The following is a 20,633-nucleotide window of genomic DNA, read 5'->3' as shown; positions in this document are numbered from 1 at the left end:
TTTTGGTCAGGTATAACTTTATACGCAGTTTATTACATTATTAAGTTAATTGATTACATTAAGGAGCGTGAGTGACTATGGCGTATGAACACGAAAGATGGATAACTCATTTAATTGAACATAAATTATTTACAGAAGGTATCGACTCTAAAGAAGAAACTAGAGCGGTTGATGAACTCAAATTAGTCTACGCAAAAGCAGAAGCGTTTGACCGTATAAAAATCATTTCTAACAAGTACGCAAATGATTTGTCGACGAGTGCTGAACAATGCATAGATTTGATTGAGGATGAATTGGAGGACAGAAATGCCATATGATTATGACGATTTTATTGATGCTATGAGATTTGGTTTAACAATGAGTGATAGAGATACTACTGATGATATTTGGAATATGGTAGATGAAGTTGTAGATAAAGCAAAAGCGTTTGATGAGATTAAGAAATTAAGAAACAGCTATTACACTTAATCAAAAAGGGATAGTGGAGGACTTATTGCTTTATTAGATGCTAAACCATTTGGAAGAGAAGTAAGTCATCTGATTAACAAAAAAGAGTATATGGAGGACAAATAACATGAAAAAATATCCAGCATTAGCATTTGAATTCAAAGATAAACCTGGAACATATATAGCAAATTACCCAGGAGAAACAACTGATCTAGAAGAAACGTTGTTATTCGCAAATATAGACGGTAGTAAGCCGGACAAAGATAAATGTAAAGAGTTCTACTTAGAACAAGAAAAAGCACAAGCAGATTTTCTAATTAAAACTTTTGGAGAAAACGCAATAAATAATTATAGACCTAGTGAATGGTTTAAATATTGTAACTTAGTTGAAGTAGAAATCAGCGAAGATATATTTAATCAATTATTGGAGCGTGAGTAAATGAAACAACATATTATAAAAAGTAAAAATGGTACATCTGAAGCGAATTATGAATTTGTAAAACTTGGTATGAACAATCTAAACATCAAATTACTATCAGACAACGCAACAATACCAACTAGGGCATACGGTGTGAGTGCTGGACTTGATATATACGCAGCAGAAACAACAGTTATTGAGCCACAAGAAAAAATACTACTTGCTACAGATATAGCAGTCGATATTCCAGAGGGCTATGTGGGACTTTTAACATCAAGAAGTGGTGTAAGTAGTAAGACGCATTTAGTTGTTGAAACAGGCAAGATTGACGCAGGATATAACGGACATATGAAAGTGAATATTAAGAATGATAGTCAAAGGAATGTAGCAACTGGTCATTTTGGTTTTTGAGATTATTTAAATGTTAAAGGCGAAAAAATTACTGATACTAATAGCACTATAGGAGAAACATACAAAATCAACAAAGGCGACAAAATAGCGCAGTTGGTTATCGTACCAATCGTTACACCAGAAGTAAATGTTGTAGAGGAGTTTGAAAGTGAAAGCGAAAGAGGAACAAACGGTTTTGGATCAAGTGGATATTAAGGGTGGCGAAAGTCACCCAGATATTTTAGATAAGGTACGAGAAATACTGAATAGGGAGTGATGGGGAAATGATAACAAAGTATAGATTTTATAATATAAAATTAAACAAAATTTACGAAGTGGTAGGTATAGATTTCTTAAATGAACAAGTAGAATGTATTCTTCCAGAAATGAATGACGACATTGCCAACTGGGACTTTAATGTAGGAGTATTAATGCAATCAACCGGACTTAAAGATAAAAATGGTAAGGAAATTTATGAGGGGTATATTGTTAAATTTAAAAATCCTTATGATAAAAGATTCTCTGCAATAGGAGTTGTAGTTTGGCGTGAAGATAAAGCTTGTTTTGGGATAGATATGGAAGGAACGACAGAACAATTCGAACTTTATCGTATTACAGCAGAAAATTATTTAACTGTATTAGGAAATATATATCAAGATGAACACTTACTGGGGGAGGAATAAGGCATGCAAAAGATAGATATAAAAACAATCGTTAAAGTTTTAGAAAGTAGTAAACATGATATAGATATTTGGGATATCCTAAGTGAATTTGATGAAGAAACAGAAGAAGAAATACTTGATTTTATTGAAGAAAATAGAGAAGAATTTGAAATATTCTTAAATACTACGCTATACCATGTAATGAACAGATTAAAAATTAGAATGTCATTTGCTAGTAATAAGGAGGACTAACTTATGAACAGACTAGAAGAAATAGTAAATAAATTAAACGATAACATCAAAAATTTTAATTTTGGAGTTATTCACGATTGTATATACGATTTGCACAATGAAGGATATATAAGCCAATTTGATGCTCAACATTTACTAGAAGATATTATGAACGATAGATGCCCTATACCACTGTCGTCATTTATGGAGGACTAACTTATGAAATTACGTATTATAAGTAAATCAAGAGAACATTATTTTTTAGATTGGTACGCAAGTATAGATGATTTTGTAAATCATCTGGAAAATACCGAAAATGACTACATCAGATGTATAGCTAACTATGATGAATTTGCTTTACTAAAAATCAGTGAGATTGAATCAATCAGCATTATCAAGGAGGACTAACTTATGAAACTATACCTAATCATATTAACGATATCCATCATCGCACTATACACATTCATCAAACGATCATATAAGTATGCTAGCGTGCAAGATAGTATAGACGTCGAAAGTTACGCAAGTGATATGTCAGCACCTGTCGATTACGAAGAAACACAAGCATACAAAGATAACGAGCCGTGGTTCACAGGAATGGGGAGATGTTGAATGAGAGAGTTCACCAAGACAGGAATGTACGTCTTAATGGTTTTGAATATCATAACTATAGTTTTGAAAATTAAGCAAGGTCATTATTGGGAAGTGTTGGACAATTTAGTAATTATAATGTTGTCAATATCAATAATTGGTTATATAGCAGAAAATATAAAACTAGAGAAAGAAAAAGTCACTATACTTTGTATCAATAATAGGAGTGATTATGAATGTTAATCGCAGCGACAATATTTGTAGTAATCGTTTTAGCACTAATTATTATGGCAGCAAAGGAGGGGGAGAAATTATGAGTGGAGTTACATTGTTAACTATTGCGTTCATGTTTGTAGTATTATGCATCACTATTTACAACATGCACAACAATCATTTAAAACATAAAAATACTAAATCACAGTATGGTTCAAGTAAAAAAAGCCATTGAGGGTAGTGACCCCCCAAAGTTAGAGTTTCCATTATGCTATTAATTGGCTGGATTGAGTTCGGTATTGTACTGAACTTCGTCCAGCCAATTTTAATTTCAAACGTTCATTGTTATACCAATAGATGTAATCCTCAATTCTTCTTTTTAATGTTTCATAGTTAACAAGTTCTTCTCCATGATACATTTCCTGCTTCATGATGCCAAAGAAATTCTCCATAGAAGCATTATCCGCACACGTCGCTTTACGTGACATACTTTGATAAATCCTTTGTTCCGATAATCTTCTAATCCATGCATTATGCTGATAATGCCAACCTTGATCAGAATGTATCGTCGTACGATATGGTGCTTCATGCTTAATGATTGTAACTGCTTTATCCAATGATTGAAGTACTAAGTCTAATGTTGGTCTTCTGGATATACCATAAGAAATGATTTCCCCATTGTATAAATCCATAATAGGGCTGAGATATAATTTTTGTTCTTCAGCACATTTAAATTCAGTGATATCTGTCACTAATTTTTGAAGTCGAATAGATGTATGGAATCTACGATTCAAGCGATTTTCAGCCACTTTACCAACTGTACCTTTGTATGATTGATAGCGTGATTTACGTGTGAATTTTTGACATTTTAATCCTAGTTCTCGCATAATTCGTTGTACTTTCTTATGGTTAATGAGATAACCTTGATTTCTCAAAGCTAAATATATACGACGATAGCCGTATTTACCGTTGTGTTTTTGAAAAAGTTCAATGATCTTTTTCTTCCAACCTTTATCTAAATCTTCCTTTTGTAATTGTTTGGCATGGTAATGATAGGTTGCTTCTGGTATACCAACCTTTACTAAGATATCTTTTAATTTGAATCCTTCTTCTTTGAGTTCGAATGCCACTGCTGCTTGTGCTTTTCTAGAAAGGCACTCGGATTCTCTCGAAAAGCGTTCAACTTTTTTAAATAAGCATTCTCTAATCGAAGATTTTCATTTTCTAGCTCTAACTCTTTTTCTCGTGATAGGTTTTGATTAGATTTCTTCTGTTTCTTCTTTTTCATGGGAGGTCGTCCTTTCGGCTTTTCGAGTCCTTCCACACCTTCTTTGTCATATATCTTTTTCCATCGCACAATAATAGATGGGGTATTTAGGCCAAATTTAATCGCTGTATCTTGGAAGGAATCGCCTGTTCTTTTCATATAGTTTAATACATTTATTTTGAATGTAACAGAATAAACTGTCTTTTTCTGTTTCTTTTTAATGCCATCTACACCGAATGATTGAAAGGCTTTTACCCATGTTCGTATAATAATTTTATCAGGTATATTATATTTTTTAGCTAATTTTCGATAACCATAATGGCCATCTAGATAATCTCTTACAACTTTCAACTTAAATTCATCACTATATTTTGTCATATTAAAACACCCCCTAAAGTTAGTTTTTTTACTCTAACTTTAGGGGTGCAGTACCATGTGGGGTGTATTTTATTTGATTAAACTATAAATATGTAGTATTACTATATATAAGCACTTGAATAGTGCTAAATTTCCATATTAAAAAAACTCCAAAACTAGCTCTGTCACTTTGTGTGATGGGGTTATTTTTTTATGTAAAAATTCAAATTATTTATTGTTGACTATATACACATTTTGGATAATTGGTATATACTGTAAAAAAGGGGGTTGCTAAAATAATGCTTAAAACAATTTATTCAGTAAATATAATTAACTATTTAGTCTTTATAGTTGGCATATTTTATATTTACTTAAACAAAAATGATTTTGCAGATCTTTTAATATTTTTTGGAGTCACTTCTATAATAGCTGGTGTGATATCACTAGGCTTTGTTTTTTCAAAAATAGAAAAAGTTAGATATACAGCCTTAATTTGGTTTGTGATAAATATTGCAAACATTTTGTTTTTAATACCTTTTATAATATTTCTTTTATTTTTTGTAATTTAATTGATAAGGAGAATGCATATGAAAATGCTTAATAAAATATTTGTTATTACTTTAGCAGTTTTAATCATGGTTTCATTTACTTTTGAAAGTGTACAAGCTGAAGAAACAGACGTGAGTAATGAAAAAATACTCAAAGATCAAAATCTTTATAATGAAGAAATAGAAGATATAAATGAAATGGGTAAATATGAAAAATACATAAGTCAAAATGATTTTGGTCATAAATATCCAAATGAATCGTTAATGTTGAAAGATAATTTGACTGCTGATGAAAAATTATTAGTTAAAGAAATATCATTAAGTTATAATGCTTTTGATAACCAAGAGAAATACACGTCAAAAACATTTCCTATGTATCATGGTAGATATTGTGGTAAAGGAAATCTAGGAGGAAAACCTAAAGATAGGTTAGACGCTGCGTGTAAGAAACATGATGAATGTTACGCGAAACATGGATGGGGAAAATGCAAATGTGATTATCCATTTGTTTTATCTGCATTAAGTATTGCTAAAAACAAAAAATACAGAAAAGCTTATAGACTTAGAGCTAAAGGAGCAGCATATGTATTTGGTGTAAAGTCTACTTCTTGTATAGCTGTTAAAAAGCTTTATAAGAAAAGTTAAACTATTTTAGTTAAAAGTGAAATAAATAATACTCTGATTCTAATGAATCTAAATAATTTAAAAAGACAATTAAAGGTCTAAATAATATAATAAAATGTATGAAATTCCTTTTTTGTGTTGAATTATAACAAAATTTATTGTAAATTAATGTTGTGAAACCAAATTCATATTTTGTATCTCGGTCTTATAGCATAATTTGAAAAATTGATCAATTAACATAAGGCTAGTATGTTAATTTAATTGTTGAGAGGGTTAAAAGATTATGCTTGATATAGTAATTGCTTTAATGTGTATTCTCGTTTCGCTATTGTTAGCTATCTATTTATCATACACAAGGAATCTGAAAATTATTGCATCAATTGATCATAAAAAAGTTAAGGTAGAAAATAAAAATAAAATAGCTTATGTTTTTTTGATTTGCTTAGTGTTTGGAACAGTTTTTATTGCGATGGGTTATATAATAAATGATTTCAACTTTTATTTATCTATGTTAATGATTCTAATTGGTTTTGTAATATTAGTGATGTTCTACGTTATTTTCTTAAAATTAAATAATTGATTTTTAGAATTATATTATTTAATATACTTAAAAAACGAATGAAGAATAACAAAACAAACCGAGCAATTAGAAATGTATAAATAAGTTTAAAAGACACTATCTTGTCACAAAAACTTTGTAAGTACAGTACATATGTGATTTATTGTTTCCCTCACTCTCCGTTTGTACCTTAATAATCAACTAATCCAAGACGTTGATATTGCTGGGTTTTCTTGCAATTGGTAAGTTAATCCATATGAGCAAGTGTCAAAAAAGTGTCTAGAGAAAAATTCTCTTACTTTTTGACACTTGCTTTTTTTATGTTCATTTAGAATTTGCGAATAAATTCCTAAGTAATTGATATATTTTAATAATCTGATCTTATGCCAACGTGCTAACTATATATGGCTAATTCGAGTTAGTTAATGCATTCATATACCGCTTTTCAAACTGAGGAAAAGAAGGGGATTACTATATTATAAATTAGAGTTTGTTAATTTTAACATTCTATATTGTACTCAATTTGATTATCTTGTAATATATACTTAATTAAACTAGGTAGTGGGAGTATATAAGGAGGTGATTTTATGAATAGTGAATATATTACAAGACGAGAATTTCAGCAGCATGAAATAAATATGAATAATAGATTCGATGCAATCAATGATAAAATTTCTTTAACTAAAGACGTTTTATCAGGAGAAATAAAAAATGCTGTTTCCGAAATAAAAAATGAAATAAACGAAAATAAAGTTACATCAAAACGTTTCTGGATAGGTATAAGTATACCAATTATATTAAGTCTCTTATCTATGATTATCACTATATTAGTAGCATTGCTATTTTAACTTAAACAAACCTTCCGGCTAAAATATTTTTATTATAAATGAGATAGGAGTGATTTTAATGGCAGATGTAAAAGATGTTGCTAATTACCTTATATACTCATATGAACTTAAAACTGGTACTAAGTTTGAAAATAACGAATTAAAACTGCAAAAGTTAATTTATTTTGCACAAAGAGAGTCTTTAGCATTAACGGGTGAGGTTCTTTTTAATGACAGAATCGAAGGGTGGAAATTTGGTCCGGTTATACCTAAATTAAGCTATTATTTAGATGAAATGTATGAACCAAGCGATACTGATAAATTAAATGATACTGAAAAATATGTAATTAATAATGTTATCTCTCAATATGGCATGTATTCTGGTTGGTATCTAAGAGAACTATCCCATCATGAAAAATGTGTACTGAACCCAAAAATCTAAACCTTAATTAGTATATTATTTCAAAGGTTTGTCTCCTGTAATTTTTGGGAGATAAGCCTTTTAATTTTGATTTGATTCTTTCGTTATTATAAAAATCGATATATCGATGAATAGCTTGTTCAAGGTCCTGAAAATCTTTAAATTCTTGGCCATAATACATTTCTTGTTTAAGTAACCCAAAAAAGTTTTCCATAACTGAATTATCTAGACAATTACCTTTTCTAGACATACTCTGAAATATTTTATGGTCTTTTAATAATCTAGTGTATTGTGAATGTTGATAATGCCAGCCTTGATCTGAATGAATCGTTAAACGATGATCTAGGTTTGGACGACGCTTTATCATTTCTTTTAATGGATTGATGACTATATCTAATGTAGGACGACTTGAGATTTTAAAGCTGATAATCTCTGAACTATATAAGTCCATAAAAGGTGATAAATATAATTTCTGACCATTCATTAATTTGAACTCTGTAATATCTGTTACGACTTTTTGAAATGGGAGACTTGTTTTAAATCTACGATTTAATATATTTTGAGCTACTTTACCAACTTTACCTTTAAAGGAACGATACTTACGACCTCTATGTGTGAACTTTGTACAAGTTAGATTATGTTCTTTCATAATTCTTAGTACTTTTTTATGATTTACGATAAGACCTCTATTTCTTAGTGCTTGTGTAACACGACGATAACCATAGGTATGGTTTGATTCTTCACATATTTCTTTTATTACTTGAATCAATGTTTCATCTTTATCAGCTTTACTAAATTTATTTATCCAATAATAGTATACAGATTTAGCTATTTGAGCGACTTTAAATAAGATACTTAATCGTATATTATATGTTTCATTTAGTTCCTTAATGACCTTTACTATTTCTGATTTTTGCTTCCGTAAATGTCGGTCAAGGCTTGTAACTTTTTTTGATAAGCTATACCTGCCTTTAACGTCTCATTTTCATTTCTAAGTCTTTCAAGTTCTTCACGTTCATTTTCATTTAAAGGTAAATTTTTATTATCTGATTCAGATCGTTTTTTAGTCATAGTGTGAGATCGTCCCTTTTGTTTATTATCTATATCAAGACGACACTTTTCATCAAATTGATGTTGCCAATTGGCAATGATAATAGGATTAATAATTCTAAAGTGATTCGCAGTATCTTGATAAGACAACATATTTTCTTGTCTAAATTTTAAAACAGATAATTTAAATTCGCTAGTATAAACAGTATTTCTACTTTTTATTTCTAAACCTTCTTCTCCAAACTCTTTATATTGATTGACCCAAATCCGAAGGACAGACCAACTTGAAATACCATATTTTAAAGCAATTGTTCTATAACTTTGATGTCCTTCTAAATATTCTTTTACAAGTTTTAGTTTGAATTTAAATTCATATTTTTTCCTCATTAGAATGCACCCCAATATTTTGATTTGTTTAGTTCAAATATTTGGGTTCACATCAATGTTGGAAAAAAAGTAGAATTAACTTAAACAATAATGAGATAGGGAATAGAGAAATAACACCAGAGGATATAATCGAAGATGCTAAATGCGTTAGGCTATACGATCATGTTTATGATATGTACATAGATGAATTTGAAGATTTAAATGAGGAGGAAGTTCATCTTGGATTTAGTTAATACTCCTCGTGATTTAATTAATAAAATAGTATATGCAAGTTTTCCATATTTTGATTTAAATACAAATAAAAAAGGGTATAAGTTACGGCCAGTATTAATCATTGGTGCTGAAAAAGATTACTTTGAATGTGATTTAACGATGTTACCAATATCTACTGTATCTAATAAAATGAATTTACATCCTGTTTATGATGTAAATATTGGATTGCTTGAATGTCCAGGTCTGCATAGCATCGATAAAGAAGTTTGCTATGTTAGAACACACAAACAATCCACTGTTTATTCTAAAGATATTGTTACTTCAAAAAAATTTGACGACTTATCAATAACTTATAAGGCGAAACTTAAAGAAATTAAATTTAAAGTATCGGAATTCAATAAGACTTTATTTTAATTCCAAAACACTTCTTATATACTACTACTGTTATAATCACTGTCTACTCATCAATAGTAATAGTAAGTTCCCTGTAGCTCTACAATCATTAATTGCGTTATGTGATTCGCCATCGTCTAAATTGAAATGTTCTTTTAATGTTTGCAATTTATGATTAGGTGTTTCTCTGATTAGTTTTCTTGAAAAAGTGAGTGTGTCGATAACTCTCAATTTCTCATGTTCAATATTATTGATTTGGAGTTGGTAGAGTAAGAACTTCATATCGAATGGTGCGTTATGTGTAACTATCGTTCTTCTTCTAATGATATTATATAATTCCACTAATTTATCCTATCCTAAACTAGGTTTATCTTCTAAAAACTCATTTGTAATACCTGTGATTTTTTCTATTCTTTTACTTATTGGTTTACTTGGTTTGAAGTATTCATTATATTCATTAATGATTTTTCCATCTTCATATTCAATAATGCCGCACTGAATAATTTCGTTTTCGTTATATTTTAAACCTGTCGTTTCGAAATCTAGAACGATAAAAGAATCTGTTAATTTTCGTACTTTTGTATAACTTAAATCCATTGAATTATTCGAACGATTATACGTCCTTCTTGACGCACGGTAGGGTGGTGTATAAGATTTTTGATTATGCATATTATCAAGAAGCGCGCGATTCTCTTCGTTTAATTTAATGATTTCATTTCTTAATTGAAAATTTTCTTTAAGCAATTGCTCATTTTTATATTGAAGTGCTTTTATCTCATCATTGTTAAAATGATTAATCTCTCTTACTAGATTTAAAGTTTTGTAAAATACTTGAATTGCATGAACTGGATCACTCGATGTAAAAGAAAAAGTTAACATTCGATTTTCGCCATAATCTAAAATTAATTTATTTGAAATAAAGTTTTCTATTGTATCTAAAGAAACAACCTCTGACCATGGGATTTGAAAAGTTAAATTCGCTTTATGCTGCACTAATATAATTTCTTGTATTGTCACAAATATTGAACCTATAACATACTCTTTATCAATCTTTGTTGATGTTTCAGATTCAAGTAAGACCTCAACTTCAGGGAATTTAGATTGAAACAACATTTTATCCATTTTTTTAGCTTTCAATTTTATTTCACCCTTTCTAATCATATAACGCTAGTGAACAGGCGTATTTATAAAAACCATGTCAGTCTTCTTTCTTTTTAATGCTGAAAATTAATAAAACAAGTGGAACACTAAACATTACAGGCATTATAAAAATTAATGGCAAAGTCATAAGAGCCATGTATAAAAATGTACTGTCTAAAGTGTATTTGGACATGTGTACCATTCCTTTATATTTAGGTAGATATTAATATACTTAATTGTAACCTTGTTACGATATATGGGCAAAACAAAGGCTAGGACTTTTTACATAAGTCCTAGCCTTTAAATATGTTCACGTCACTTCAGTTTTCTGTGCTTTTAGGAAGAAATACACGCCTACGAGTACGATAATGATACCTAGTATTTGTACGTATCCTAAGTATTCTTTCAAGATAAATATTGCTAATATTGAGGCGCCTACGGGTTCTATAAGCATGCTCATAGATATGGTTGTTGGATTTATGATATTTAAGAGATAATTAAATATGACGTGAATTTAAATTATAATTTTAAATGTATGATTGGATAATCTTTCTCTTGTAGTTCTGTTTTTAATAAGCTCATTGTTATGACTCCTAACTCGTTATCAATATTAAAATGATAGCATATGAAGATTAAATACGTATAGCGTATTATCATTATTTAATAAACGTATTTATCTTTGTAATAGTATATTTTAATAATAAATTTCAAGAAACATTATAGTATTGAAATTCTATTCATTGGTGTAAAGGTATTGTGTTTTCTATATATTTGTCTATTTATTATACTAGAATGATATTTGCGGTATTTATTATATGATTGCTTTAACTTATCAGTTCTGTTTTTAATTGTTTCAATATTGATTATATGTTATTAATTAAGTTAGGTTAAAAATACTTAGTTATAAAGTGAATGCATTTATTGTATATACAATGGAGGAAGTAATGAAATTAGCGTGGTTAATTGATACAACAACTTATATTGATCAAAATATGGATGATAAAGATTTATTTGTCGTTTCTTTATCTACAATTATTAATGACAAACCTTATAAGGATTCAGAATTTGAAAGTTCAAAGTTATTTTTTGATATGTTAAAAGAAAATGGTAATGGTGCTAAAACGGCTCAACCTACACCTCAAGATTTTATTGAGACGTATGAGCAAATACAAGAAGGAGGTTATACGCATGTTATTGCGGTTCATCCTTCTAGTACTTTATCTGGCACATACGCATCATCGCTATCAACTGCACAATCGTTCCCTATGGAAATTCATGTAATTGATAGTGGTACAGGTAGCTTTCCTCAAAAAGAATTAGTCGAGTATGGTAGAAAACTTTATGACGAGGACTATTCATTTGAAGAAATCGTTAATAAGTTAGAAGAAGTTAAGCATACAAGTGAATTATATTTGTTGCCACGAAACTTACAACAAATAAAGAATAGTGGAAGAGTATCGAACAGCAAATATTTATTAAGTAGTTTACTTCATATTAAATTACTATTGAAATTAGAGAATAGTACAATCGACTTAGAACTTAAGTCTAGAGGCAATAAGAAAATAGAAGCTTATTTAATCACACATATTAAAGAAATTATTGATAAAGGTGTTACAAACATTGGTGTGTTACATGCAGGAAATGAGCAAGAAGCACATGTATGGAAAGAGCGCATTTTAACTTTAAATAAAGATGTTAATGTATATGTCGAACCGTTAGTTCCAGTAGCATCTGTCCATACAGGATATGGCACGATTGGAATAGGTTGGATACAAACTCAATAATGAAAACGTTTAAAAATCTGAGAATTTAATTTCTCAGGTTTTTTATATACAAAATTCAAAAAAACTCTTGTAATTACATAGCAAAAGTACTAATATGGATAAATCTGATTAAAATAATAAGATTAAAGGAGCGTTGAGACATGAAAAAATATCCTTTAGCGATTTGGATACTAAGCCTTGGTGCTTTTGCGATAGGTATGACTGAATTTGTAATCATGGGTTTGTTACCTAATATTGCAAGAGATCTTGATGTAACCGTATCCGACGCAGGTCAATTGATTACAGGTTATGCATTGAGTGTTGCAATTGGCGGACCGATTGTAGTGTTAGCGACTTATAAATTACCTCGAAAAAATTTACTCGTCTTATTAATGGCTATTTTTATAATAGGTAACGGGATAGGTGGTATTGCACCTAATTATGGTTCACTTATGTTAAGTAGAATTATTGCCGCTTTAGCACACGGTTCATTCTTTGGGATAGGTTCAATACTAGCAGCAAGTATGGTACCGCCTCACAAAAGAGCAAGTGCAATGGCGTTAATGTTTATGGGATTGACATTGAGTAACATCATTGGTGTACCATTTGGAACATTTGTAGGGCAAATATTTGGCTGGAAAATGACATTTATTATTATTAGTTTTCTAGGACTATTAACGTTAATAGGTATTATTCGATTTGTACCTAATCAAAAAGATACACAACCGATTTCAATTAAAAATGAATTGAGTATATTAAAAGATGTTAAACTTTTGGCTGACACTAGGTGTAACACTATTCGGATTCAGTAGTGTATTTGCTTATTTCACGTATATTTCTCAAATATTAATTAATGTTTCACATATAGAAGAACGCTGGATTTCATTTGTCCTTATAATATTCGGTGTTGGTGTAACATTTGGTAATATTCTTGGTGGAAAATTAGCAGACTGGAATTTAAATAAAGCACTGAATACGATATTTATCGTCTTCCCAATATATATCTTTATGATGTACTTTATTCAAAACTATAGCTTGCTAATGGTTGTCGGTATTTTTGTATTTGGTTTGATTGGCTTTAGTATGAGCCCATCATTACAATTTAAAAGTATGGTCATTTCGCAAGATGCACCAATGCTTGCTAGTACGATGAACCAATCTGCATTTAACATCGGTAATGCGCTTGGTGCATTCATCGGTGGTATCGTAGTGAGTCAATTAGAAGTTAAGGATCTAGCTTTAGTCTCGCCATTCTTAACAATTATAGGACTTGTCTTCTTATTACTTGAACGATTTGTTACGCAAAGAAGAGAAAAAGAAGAAATCTAATATGATGGAAACCTAGGTGAATTGATCGCCTAGGTTTTTTGATATTATAAAGCATTTTTTATGTTTAAATTCAAAAATATCGTTATAATGAATAATGGTATAAGGAGGTCCAAACGATGAAACATTGGATTGAACAACAGGTGTTACGTGCACCACATAAAATTGCAATTCAACAAGGTGATGTTGAATTAACTTATGAACAACTAATTAATGATTCTAAAAATAAAGCACATTACATTAAACAACTTCAATTGAAAAGAGTTGGATTATATATCAAGAATGATATTAAACATGCATCACTTATCATTGCAGCTTGGTTAGCAAATGTAGAAGTGGTTATGATTAATACAAAGTTAACACCAGTTGAAATTGAACAACAATTGGACAGTATTGGCGTTCAAACGGTCTTTACGTATAAACCTTTAAATATCAAGCAAAATTGTATTGATATTGAGGAGATTTATTTGGAAGACAGTAAAGATGAGGATTATGATTTTACGTTTGATATGGATGATATTGCGACGATTATGTTTACTTCTGGTACAACTGGTCCTGCAAAAGCTGTACCACAAACTTTTTCAAATCATTATTTTAGTGCAATGGGTTGCAAAGAAAGTCTCGGCTATGATGAATCAACGAGATGGTTGTCCGTCTTACCGATTTACCACATTTCAGGTTTAAGTGTGTTAATACGTAGTTTATTAGAAGGTTTTACACTTATTTTAGAACCGAAATTTGATGTAAATCGCGTAATGCATTTAATTAAAAATGATAACATCACACATATTTCATTAGTGCCTCAAACATTACAATGGTTGATGCAAGATGAGTTAACACAACCATATCAATTAGAAAAAATATTGTTAGGCGGCGCAAAGTTATCTGAAACGATGATTAATAAAGCGTTAGACTATCAATTACCGATATATAATTCGTTTGGTATGACTGAAACATGCTCTCAGTTTGTGACAGCTAGTCCAGAGATGTTACGTGAAGCACCAAGCACAGTAGGGAAAGTACCTTCAAATGTAAGCCTCAAAATTTTAAATCAAAATGAAGAAGGACATGGGGAAGTCGCTGTATATGGTGGAAGTGTGATGAATGGTTATTTAACAGGTAGTCAGAATTCAGATACATTTGAAGATGGTTATTTTAAAACCGGTGATGTTGGGTCAATAGATGATGCTGGTTATGTATATATTTATGATAGAAGAAAAGATTTAATCATTAGTGGTGGAGAAAATATTTATCCATTTGAAATTGAACATGTGATATTGAATCATCCGGGCGTTCAAAATTGTGTTGTTGTACCAGTTGATGATGAAAAGTGGGGGCAAGTACCTGCATTAGTGTATGAAGCGGAACAGACTATCCAAGATGATACATTTAAAAATATACTCAATTCAAACTTAGCAAAGTATAAACACCCAAAATACTTTTATAAAATAAACGAAATACCAAGAACTTCAACAGGTAAACTTTCAAGATATAAAGTAAAGGCGTGGGTCATGAATGAGAAAAAATAGTTTGCATTTCTATAGATTCAAAGCACCTTTCAGAGTACCGATACGAACACCTTTAGTAGAATTAATTGAACGAGAAGCATTAATTGTAGAATGGCAAGACATGAATGGGTCTACGTATTATGGTGAATGCAATGCGTTTAATAGTGACTGGTATCATTTCGAGACAATAAATAAAGTTGAAGAAACTTTAATAAAATGGTTTGAAAAACATGAATTTGTTGATTTCAATAGCTATCCATTATGTTGTGAATTAATAGATGAACTCAGTGAATACCCGAATGCACGTAGTGTTATGTCTATGATATTCTTTCAAAAATTCCTTGAGTTAAAGCCGATTGAAGTAGCATATGGTGCAACAATTAATCAAAATATTGAACAATATTTCAAACAATATAATGGTGAATTACCAACGAGAATTAAATTAAAATGGCATGAAGAAGTTAATCAAGATATAGAATTTTTAACAGAACATTATCCACAAATACAAAGAGCGATTGATGCAAATGGTGTGTTAAATCATGAACATGTGTCTTTATTAAATACATTTAAAGATGAACAATTTATATATATTGAGCAGCCATTTTCTAAATATGAGGACTATATAGAGCATGTTAATACGCTTGAGTTACCGGTATTTATTGATGAAAGTGCTCTGAATTTAGAGCAAATTATTCAATTTAATCAGCAACATCTTATCGATGGTGTTGTGATTAAACCATCACGTGTTGGAGGTATAGATAAAGCACTTGATATTATAGAATATTGCCGCGAACATCAACTTAAATATGTCATAGGTGGAATGTATGAATTTGGACTTAGTAGTTACTTCACTGCATACTTAGCACAGCATAGTTCTTATCCGAGTGATGTGACGCCAAGTGATTATTATTTCACAGAAGATTTCGTTGTTGATAACGCAAAGACTAATGGTCATCTCATTAAATATGTACCACCAATAGTTGATAAAGATAAATTAACAAAATAAAAGGCATATGTGCTAAGTTTTTAGCGCATATGCCTTTTAATGAATTTTATGAATCTTTTTTAGGTGGGACAGGATCGTAGCCGCCTGGATGAAATGGATGGCATTTTAAGATACGTTTCGTACCTAACCATGTCCCTTTTATAACCCCATATTCTGAAATAGCTTCAACAGCATAGTTAGAACATGTAGGTTGGAACCTGCATGTTGGTGGTGTCAGTGGGGATATATATCGTTGATAAAGGCGTATTAATTTAATAAATACTTTTTTCATAGCAATGCTCCTATTTATAATTGTTTTTCGTTAAGTTCTGGTATGGTTTAACATCAGTGGAATTGAATTTATAGAAATCTGTTGTCTGTTTCATATGGATGTTAATCGTTTCATTTTTAATTTTTCCTGTTGCTTTAATGTTAAAGGTTAACGTTTTTGGTAATGTTTTGTCTTTTTGGAATGTAAGTTTAAACTTACCACTTTTAATTTTTAAGTCGTTAATATTGCTTAAAGATGCTTGATCTGCCAGTGGTGATTGACTAAACCCTAGTTGATAGAGATATGACATAACTTTTCCTGTACCTTCATATGAAAGGGTATCGTTTTCTAAAGTGACATCGTCTTCAATAGGTTTAAGTAAACTTTGATTAAAAGTCGTTAAATCGAACCAATCTTGTCCAATTTTTTGATAATAATCTATTTCGGCATTCTTTGCATGATAATTTAAATATTTAGATTTAGGAGAGGATTTGATTTCGTTTGAATCAATCCAAACACTTTTATTATGCACTGGAAATTGTTTTGTATTACTTTCTTGTTCGACATTAAATGCAAGTTTATCATGGTGGTTTGTTCGGCCATGTGACAGTTGTTTAAGCGTTGTTTTTTTATCTTGAAAATCAACTGTTGTTTCGTTACTAGATTTAATCGAATGTGAATCTACCTTTTTAATATTTTTTTGAAAAGCTTCGATAGCATCGCTACTATCATCAAATTTATTTTGACCTTCCGGACTACAACTTGCTAGAATAAGAGTAATTGTTAATACTAAGGTCGTTAAGGTTAACTTTTTCAATATCTTCTACCTTCCTAATAATATGTATATACAGTTTATCATAAATGAAGAAAGAGGTCGTGTATCATGCGCTACAAAGATCCAAATGGATTGGATGTTGATTTAGCATATAAATGTCCAACAGATCAACAAAATGCGAAACATGTTCTAGGTATTCCTATTTTTAATAATGAATATGTGTTAACGCATCATAAGATAAGAGGTATTGAATTTCCAGGTGGGAAAGTTGAACCAAATGAAACGAATAAAGAGGCTGTTCAGCGTGAATTATATGAAGAAACAGGCGCGATTGCTAAAAATATAACGTTTATAGCTTCATATACTGTACATGATACAATCCCGTTTAATAAAGATGTCTATTTTATTGAAGTAGAATCAATGGATAGCAATAAGGCATATTTCGAAACTTATGGACCCGTTATTGCTAAAGAAATCAATGATATACCTGAAGAAGAGAAGAGTTTTCTTTTAAAAGATACAGCAATATTAAAATGCGTTGAAAGGGTGTATAAACTTGGATTTCTACAGTAAGAAAAAAATGCCAGTTTTCTTTAATCATCATCTAACTGAAGAAGTGATATATGAAGTGGATGGATTGAAAGTTAGAGGCATGTTGATGACACCTAATAAACGTGTTAATCGCATCGTTGTATATTTACGTGGTGGTAAAGGACAAGTAGGTAGAGTGAGACCAGGTCGTATGGCGCAATTTAAAGATAAGTATACACTTGTCTTTGCACCTTATTACAGAGGTAGTAACGGTAGTGAAGGTAGAGATGAATTTTGTGGTGATGACCTTCATGATGTTATAAAAGGTATCGAAATATTAAAGTCACATTACCCAAATGTTCCTGTTCATATGCTTGGATTCTCTAGAGGTGGTATTCAAGGCTTACTTACGTATCAAAAAGTGAAAGCAACGAGTTATATTATATGGGGTGGGGTTTCAGATTTATTGATGATGTATGAAGAACGAATTGATCTAAGAGGGATGTTAAAAAGAATGGTTGGACATCCTAAAAAACAATATGAAGCGTATGCACGTAGAAATGCATTGCAATCTATTCATAAAGATAGTCCACCTATATTAATCGTTCATGGAGATGAAGATAAGCAAGTTAATATTAATATGGCATATCATCTAGAAGAACATTTAAAGCAAGAAGCGGTAGATCATCAAACAATCTATTTATGTGGAGAAGGCCATGTTTTAAGGCCAGAAATAGAAAAGCAAACATTGTTACAAATTAAAGAATGGATGTATAAATGTGAAAAGAGCTTGGACCAATAAGGCCCAAGCTCTTTAAGTATTTTATAAGCGATTATATGTGAATCCGCCTTCTTCTTGAATATGCTCAGAAGACTCACCGAATTTACTGAAGTTTTCTTTGAAGTTCTTAGCAAGTAATTTTGCTTTTTCGTCATATGCTTCAGAAGATACCCAAGAATTACGTGGATATAATATTTCTGAAGGTACACCTGGTACATATTTCGGAATATTAAGACCAAAGATTTCATCTTTAACAAATTCTGAATTCTTAATTTCTCCACTAATTGCACGACGAATCATTGAACGTGTATGTTTCAAGTCCATTCTTGAACCTACACCGTATTCGCCACCAGTCCAACCAGTGTTTACAAGATAAACGTCTACATTATGTTCATCGATTAATTTACCAAGTAATTCAGCGTATTCAGTCGCATGTAATGGTAAGAAAGGTGAACCGAAACATGTTGAGAATACTGGTTGAGGACTTGTTACGCCTCTTTCTGTACCTGCTAACTTAGAAGTGAAACCACTTAAGAAATGGTACATAGCTTGTGATTTATCTAATTTAGAAATAGGTGGTAATACGCCAAATGCATCTGCAGTTAAGAAGATAATAGTATTTGGGTGACCAGCTATTGATGGTGTAATAATATTATCGATAAAATCAATTGGGTATGCAGCTCTTGTATTTTCAGTTAATGAAGTGTCGTCATAATCTACTGAACCATTAGGATTTACGGTAATATTTTCTAAAACTGTTCCATAACGGATAGCATCGTAAATTTGTGGTTCTTTTTCACGGCTAAGACTTACTGTTTTAGCGTAGCAACCACCTTCAATATTGAAGACACCATTTTCGTTCCAACCATGTTCATCGTCTCCGATTAATTTTCTATTAGGATCTGCAGATAAAGTTGTTTTACCTGTACCAGATAGACCAAAGAATAAAGCTACATCTTTGTTATAACCTACGTTTGCTGAACAGTGCATACTCATAATACCTTTTTTAGGTAATAAGTAGTTCATAACTGAGAATATACCTTTTTTCATTTCACCAGCGTATTCAGTACCACCAATTAGTATGACACGGTGTTTGAACGAAGTAATAATGAATGTTTCAGAATTTGTGCCGTCTTTTTCTGGATCAGCTTTAAATCCTGGTGCACTAATAACAGTGAAATTAGGGATGATATTAAGTGCTTCTTCTTTAGTTTCTGGGCGAATAAACATGTTCTGTGCAAATAAATTATGCCAAGGTAGCTCATTAATAACACGTAAATCTAAACGTGATGATTCATCTGCACCTGCATATCCATTAAAGACATAAAGTTGTGATTTTTGGTTTAAGTAGTCAATAACTTGATCATATAAATTTAAAAAGTTACTTTCTGAGATAGGTTGGTTGATTGTTCCCCAATCAATATCTTGTTCAGTATCTTCCTCTTTAACGATAAATTTGTCTTTAGGAGAGCGACCTGTGTATTTACCAGTTTCCATTCTGATTGCGCCAGATTCTGTTAATACGCCTTCTCCTGCTTCTAGAATGTGATTGTACAATTCAGTTCTAGAAAGTTGTTGTAGTGTAGTGTCCTTCTTTAAAAGGTTTGAAAGTTCGATTGATTCGGTAATTGACTGCATTGCCATAAATGACGACCCCCATGTCTAATATTAATATTGTAAGCATTTTCATGGAATTAGTATAACACATTAAAATATATAGTCTATACTAATGAGTAAATTTGTTATAAAATTTTTTTAGAAATTTGAATGTGTTTCGTTCCATTGACATATTATGAAAACTTTAGTATTATCATTTCTGACGGATTCTCTTATCCTGAGTGGTGGAGGGACATGGACCCAATGAAACCCAGCAACCTCTTTCTAATGAAAGAAAGGTGCCAAACCGTTTGCAGACCAATATTGTCTGAACGATAAGAGCGAATGGACGAGTGTGC

Annotated in this window: 26 protein-coding genes, 4 pseudogenes and 1 riboswitch; of the genes and pseudogenes, 21 read left to right on the top strand and 9 right to left on the bottom strand. The window is 30.8% G+C overall.

Going from position 1 to position 20,633, the window contains the following annotated elements; genetic code table 11:
- Positions 1 to 77 precede the first annotated feature (77 nt).
- The 10 genes and pseudogenes from MUA60_RS09735 (at position 78) to MUA60_RS09690 (ending at position 3,187) form a co-directional block, all read left to right on the top strand.
- Positions 78 to 317: a hypothetical protein gene (locus MUA60_RS09735; protein ID WP_262648084.1), complete on the top strand. Its 240-nt coding sequence runs from the start codon at positions 78 to 80 to the stop codon at positions 315 to 317.
- A complete protein-coding gene (locus MUA60_RS09730; RefSeq protein ID WP_262648083.1) occupies positions 307 to 468 on the top strand; it encodes a hypothetical protein in 162 nt (53 codons plus the stop codon). The genes MUA60_RS09735 and MUA60_RS09730 overlap by 11 nt, the downstream gene beginning before the upstream one ends.
- 106 nt (positions 469 to 574) lie before the next feature.
- A complete protein-coding gene (locus MUA60_RS09725; RefSeq protein ID WP_262648082.1) occupies positions 575 to 886 on the top strand; it encodes a hypothetical protein in 312 nt (103 codons plus the stop codon).
- A gap of 69 nt (positions 887 to 955) precedes the next feature.
- Positions 956 to 1,471: pseudogene (locus MUA60_RS09720) on the top strand (dUTP pyrophosphatase).
- Positions 1,472 to 1,539: 68 nt separating this feature from the next.
- A complete protein-coding gene (locus MUA60_RS09715) occupies positions 1,540 to 1,938 on the top strand; it encodes a YopX family protein (protein WP_262648081.1) in 399 nt (132 codons plus the stop codon).
- A 3-nt stretch (positions 1,939 to 1,941) separates the two neighbouring features.
- A complete protein-coding gene (locus MUA60_RS09710; protein WP_262648080.1) occupies positions 1,942 to 2,169 on the top strand; it encodes a hypothetical protein in 228 nt (75 codons plus the stop codon).
- A gap of 3 nt (positions 2,170 to 2,172) precedes the next feature.
- Positions 2,173 to 2,364 carry a hypothetical protein gene (locus MUA60_RS09705; protein ID WP_262648079.1) on the top strand — a complete coding sequence of 64 codons (192 nt, stop codon included), beginning with the start codon at positions 2,173 to 2,175 and terminating at the stop codon, positions 2,362 to 2,364.
- A 3-nt stretch (positions 2,365 to 2,367) separates the two neighbouring features.
- Complete coding sequence (locus MUA60_RS09700; RefSeq protein ID WP_262648078.1) at positions 2,368 to 2,556, top strand: hypothetical protein; 189 nt, start codon at positions 2,368 to 2,370, stop codon at positions 2,554 to 2,556.
- Between the two features lie 3 nt (positions 2,557 to 2,559).
- Positions 2,560 to 2,760: a hypothetical protein gene (locus tag MUA60_RS09695; protein ID WP_262648077.1), complete on the top strand. Its 201-nt coding sequence runs from the start codon at positions 2,560 to 2,562 to the stop codon at positions 2,758 to 2,760.
- 292 nt (positions 2,761 to 3,052) lie between these two features.
- On the top strand, positions 3,053 to 3,187 hold the full coding sequence (locus MUA60_RS09690; RefSeq protein WP_262648076.1) for a hypothetical protein: 135 nt from the start codon (positions 3,053 to 3,055) through the stop codon (positions 3,185 to 3,187).
- Positions 3,188 to 3,218: 31 nt separating this feature from the next.
- On the opposite strand, the gene MUA60_RS09685 is transcribed toward MUA60_RS09690, so the two are convergent.
- Positions 3,219 to 4,082 carry an IS3 family transposase gene (locus tag MUA60_RS09685; protein ID WP_262648075.1) on the bottom strand — a complete coding sequence of 288 codons (864 nt, stop codon included), beginning with the start codon at positions 4,080 to 4,082 and terminating at the stop codon, positions 3,219 to 3,221.
- Positions 4,046 to 4,597 (bottom strand): helix-turn-helix domain-containing protein, encoded by a 552-nt coding sequence (locus tag MUA60_RS09680; RefSeq protein WP_025907016.1) that lies wholly within the window; start codon positions 4,595 to 4,597, stop codon positions 4,046 to 4,048. The genes MUA60_RS09685 and MUA60_RS09680 overlap by 37 nt, the downstream gene beginning before the upstream one ends.
- Positions 4,598 to 4,875: 278 nt before the next feature.
- Here MUA60_RS09680 and MUA60_RS09675 point away from each other — a divergent pair, with 278 nt between their 5' ends.
- The 4 genes from MUA60_RS09675 to MUA60_RS09660 all read left to right on the top strand — a co-directional run bounded on the left by MUA60_RS09675 (position 4,876) and on the right by MUA60_RS09660 (position 7,576).
- Positions 4,876 to 5,145, top strand: coding sequence for a hypothetical protein (locus MUA60_RS09675; RefSeq protein WP_262648074.1), 270 nt, complete (start codon positions 4,876 to 4,878; stop codon positions 5,143 to 5,145).
- An 18-nt stretch (positions 5,146 to 5,163) separates the two neighbouring features.
- Positions 5,164 to 5,769, top strand: a complete 606-nt coding sequence (locus MUA60_RS09670) for a phospholipase A2 family protein (RefSeq protein WP_262648073.1) — start codon at positions 5,164 to 5,166, stop codon at positions 5,767 to 5,769.
- A 1,125-nt stretch (positions 5,770 to 6,894) separates the two neighbouring features.
- Entirely contained in the window at positions 6,895 to 7,155 is a 261-nt protein-coding gene (locus tag MUA60_RS09665; protein ID WP_262648072.1) for a hypothetical protein, read from the top strand.
- Between the two features lie 58 nt (positions 7,156 to 7,213).
- The gene (locus MUA60_RS09660; RefSeq protein WP_262648071.1) at positions 7,214 to 7,576 is read left to right on the top strand and encodes a Panacea domain-containing protein; all 363 of its coding nucleotides are present in this window, start codon (positions 7,214 to 7,216) and stop codon (positions 7,574 to 7,576) included.
- A gap of 7 nt (positions 7,577 to 7,583) precedes the next feature.
- On the opposite strand, the gene MUA60_RS09655 is transcribed toward MUA60_RS09660, so the two are convergent.
- Positions 7,584 to 8,447, bottom strand: coding sequence for an IS3 family transposase (locus MUA60_RS09655; RefSeq protein ID WP_262650532.1), 864 nt, complete (start codon positions 8,445 to 8,447; stop codon positions 7,584 to 7,586).
- An 8-nt stretch (positions 8,448 to 8,455) separates the two neighbouring features.
- Positions 8,456 to 8,992, bottom strand: a complete 537-nt coding sequence (locus tag MUA60_RS09650; protein ID WP_262647822.1) for a transposase — start codon at positions 8,990 to 8,992, stop codon at positions 8,456 to 8,458.
- A gap of 219 nt (positions 8,993 to 9,211) precedes the next feature.
- Here MUA60_RS09650 and MUA60_RS09645 point away from each other — a divergent pair, with 219 nt between their 5' ends.
- Entirely contained in the window at positions 9,212 to 9,619 is a 408-nt protein-coding gene (locus tag MUA60_RS09645) for a hypothetical protein (protein ID WP_262648070.1), read from the top strand.
- Between the two features lie 36 nt (positions 9,620 to 9,655).
- Here the strand turns inward: MUA60_RS09645 and MUA60_RS09640 are convergent.
- Positions 9,656 to 10,195: pseudogene (locus MUA60_RS09640) on the bottom strand (3'-5' exonuclease).
- A gap of 853 nt (positions 10,196 to 11,048) precedes the next feature.
- Positions 11,049 to 11,249: pseudogene (locus tag MUA60_RS09635) on the bottom strand (EamA family transporter); the annotation flags it as partial.
- A 433-nt stretch (positions 11,250 to 11,682) separates the two neighbouring features.
- Between MUA60_RS09635 and MUA60_RS09630 the strand changes: the two are divergent.
- The 4 genes and pseudogenes from MUA60_RS09630 (at position 11,683) to menC (ending at position 16,341) form a co-directional block, all read left to right on the top strand.
- Positions 11,683 to 12,522, top strand: coding sequence for a DegV family protein (locus tag MUA60_RS09630; protein WP_262648069.1), 840 nt, complete (start codon positions 11,683 to 11,685; stop codon positions 12,520 to 12,522).
- A gap of 140 nt (positions 12,523 to 12,662) precedes the next feature.
- Positions 12,663 to 13,830 (top strand): annotated as a pseudogene (locus tag MUA60_RS09625) (MFS transporter).
- A gap of 116 nt (positions 13,831 to 13,946) precedes the next feature.
- Positions 13,947 to 15,356: an o-succinylbenzoate--CoA ligase gene (gene menE, locus MUA60_RS09620; RefSeq protein ID WP_262648068.1), complete on the top strand. Its 1,410-nt coding sequence runs from the start codon at positions 13,947 to 13,949 to the stop codon at positions 15,354 to 15,356.
- The gene (menC, locus tag MUA60_RS09615) at positions 15,343 to 16,341 is read left to right on the top strand and encodes an o-succinylbenzoate synthase (protein ID WP_262648067.1); all 999 of its coding nucleotides are present in this window, start codon (positions 15,343 to 15,345) and stop codon (positions 16,339 to 16,341) included. The genes menE and menC overlap by 14 nt, the downstream gene beginning before the upstream one ends.
- A 46-nt stretch (positions 16,342 to 16,387) precedes the next feature.
- On the opposite strand, the gene yidD is transcribed toward menC, so the two are convergent.
- Both yidD and MUA60_RS09605 read right to left on the bottom strand, forming a co-directional pair.
- A complete protein-coding gene (yidD, locus tag MUA60_RS09610; protein WP_025905546.1) occupies positions 16,388 to 16,612 on the bottom strand; it encodes a membrane protein insertion efficiency factor YidD in 225 nt (74 codons plus the stop codon).
- Positions 16,613 to 16,622: 10 nt separating this feature from the next.
- Positions 16,623 to 17,408, bottom strand: coding sequence for a hypothetical protein (locus MUA60_RS09605; protein ID WP_262648066.1), 786 nt, complete (start codon positions 17,406 to 17,408; stop codon positions 16,623 to 16,625).
- 66 nt (positions 17,409 to 17,474) lie between these two features.
- Between MUA60_RS09605 and ytkD the strand changes: the two genes are divergently transcribed.
- Positions 17,475 to 17,939 carry an RNA deprotection pyrophosphohydrolase gene (gene ytkD, locus MUA60_RS09600; protein WP_037589701.1) on the top strand — a complete coding sequence of 155 codons (465 nt, stop codon included), beginning with the start codon at positions 17,475 to 17,477 and terminating at the stop codon, positions 17,937 to 17,939.
- A complete protein-coding gene (locus MUA60_RS09595; RefSeq protein ID WP_262648065.1) occupies positions 17,923 to 18,699 on the top strand; it encodes an alpha/beta hydrolase family protein in 777 nt (258 codons plus the stop codon). The genes ytkD and MUA60_RS09595 overlap by 17 nt, the downstream gene beginning before the upstream one ends.
- 21 nt (positions 18,700 to 18,720) lie before the next feature.
- Here MUA60_RS09595 and pckA read toward each other — a convergent pair whose 3' ends face one another.
- The gene (gene pckA, locus MUA60_RS09590; protein WP_262648064.1) at positions 18,721 to 20,322 is read right to left on the bottom strand and encodes a phosphoenolpyruvate carboxykinase (ATP); all 1,602 of its coding nucleotides are present in this window, start codon (positions 20,320 to 20,322) and stop codon (positions 18,721 to 18,723) included.
- A 182-nt stretch (positions 20,323 to 20,504) separates the two neighbouring features.
- A riboswitch (SAM riboswitch) is annotated at positions 20,505 to 20,616 on the top strand.
- The last annotated feature ends 17 nt before the right edge of the window (positions 20,617 to 20,633 follow it).

The organism is Mammaliicoccus sciuri, from assembly GCF_025561425.1.
GTDB lineage: Bacteria > Bacillota > Bacilli > Staphylococcales > Staphylococcaceae > Mammaliicoccus > Mammaliicoccus sciuri_A.
Note: the sequence above shows the minus strand (reverse complement) of the source record. Positions and strands in the feature narration are given on the sequence as shown.

Bases quoted from the DNA above. Each gene is read 5' to 3' on its own strand.
- MUA60_RS09660 (WP_262648071.1), top strand. From the start codon at position 7,214: ATGGCAGATGTAAAAGATGTTGCTAATTACCTTATATACTCATATGAA.
- MUA60_RS09715 (WP_262648081.1), top strand. From the start codon at position 1,540: ATGATAACAAAGTATAGATTTTATAATATAAAATTAAACAAAATTTAC.
- ytkD (WP_037589701.1), top strand. From the start codon at position 17,475: ATGCGCTACAAAGATCCAAATGGATTGGATGTTGATTTAGCATATAAA.
- MUA60_RS09630 (WP_262648069.1), top strand. From the start codon at position 11,683: ATGAAATTAGCGTGGTTAATTGATACAACAACTTATATTGATCAAAAT.
- MUA60_RS09680 (WP_025907016.1), bottom strand. From the start codon at position 4,597: ATGACAAAATATAGTGATGAATTTAAGTTGAAAGTTGTAAGAGATTAT.
- MUA60_RS09705 (WP_262648079.1), top strand. From the start codon at position 2,173: ATGAACAGACTAGAAGAAATAGTAAATAAATTAAACGATAACATCAAA.
- MUA60_RS09735 (WP_262648084.1), top strand. From the start codon at position 78: ATGGCGTATGAACACGAAAGATGGATAACTCATTTAATTGAACATAAA.
- pckA (WP_262648064.1), bottom strand. From the start codon at position 20,322: ATGGCAATGCAGTCAATTACCGAATCAATCGAACTTTCAAACCTTTTA.
- MUA60_RS09690 (WP_262648076.1), top strand. From the start codon at position 3,053: ATGAGTGGAGTTACATTGTTAACTATTGCGTTCATGTTTGTAGTATTA.
- yidD (WP_025905546.1), bottom strand. From the start codon at position 16,612: ATGAAAAAAGTATTTATTAAATTAATACGCCTTTATCAACGATATATA.
- MUA60_RS09730 (WP_262648083.1), top strand. From the start codon at position 307: ATGCCATATGATTATGACGATTTTATTGATGCTATGAGATTTGGTTTA.
- MUA60_RS09695 (WP_262648077.1), top strand. From the start codon at position 2,560: ATGAAACTATACCTAATCATATTAACGATATCCATCATCGCACTATAC.
- MUA60_RS09710 (WP_262648080.1), top strand. From the start codon at position 1,942: ATGCAAAAGATAGATATAAAAACAATCGTTAAAGTTTTAGAAAGTAGT.
- menC (WP_262648067.1), top strand. From the start codon at position 15,343: ATGAGAAAAAATAGTTTGCATTTCTATAGATTCAAAGCACCTTTCAGA.
- MUA60_RS09725 (WP_262648082.1), top strand. From the start codon at position 575: ATGAAAAAATATCCAGCATTAGCATTTGAATTCAAAGATAAACCTGGA.
- MUA60_RS09665 (WP_262648072.1), top strand. From the start codon at position 6,895: ATGAATAGTGAATATATTACAAGACGAGAATTTCAGCAGCATGAAATA.
- MUA60_RS09670 (WP_262648073.1), top strand. From the start codon at position 5,164: ATGAAAATGCTTAATAAAATATTTGTTATTACTTTAGCAGTTTTAATC.
- MUA60_RS09650 (WP_262647822.1), bottom strand. From the start codon at position 8,992: ATGAGGAAAAAATATGAATTTAAATTCAAACTAAAACTTGTAAAAGAA.
- MUA60_RS09700 (WP_262648078.1), top strand. From the start codon at position 2,368: ATGAAATTACGTATTATAAGTAAATCAAGAGAACATTATTTTTTAGAT.
- MUA60_RS09675 (WP_262648074.1), top strand. From the start codon at position 4,876: ATGCTTAAAACAATTTATTCAGTAAATATAATTAACTATTTAGTCTTT.
- menE (WP_262648068.1), top strand. From the start codon at position 13,947: ATGAAACATTGGATTGAACAACAGGTGTTACGTGCACCACATAAAATT.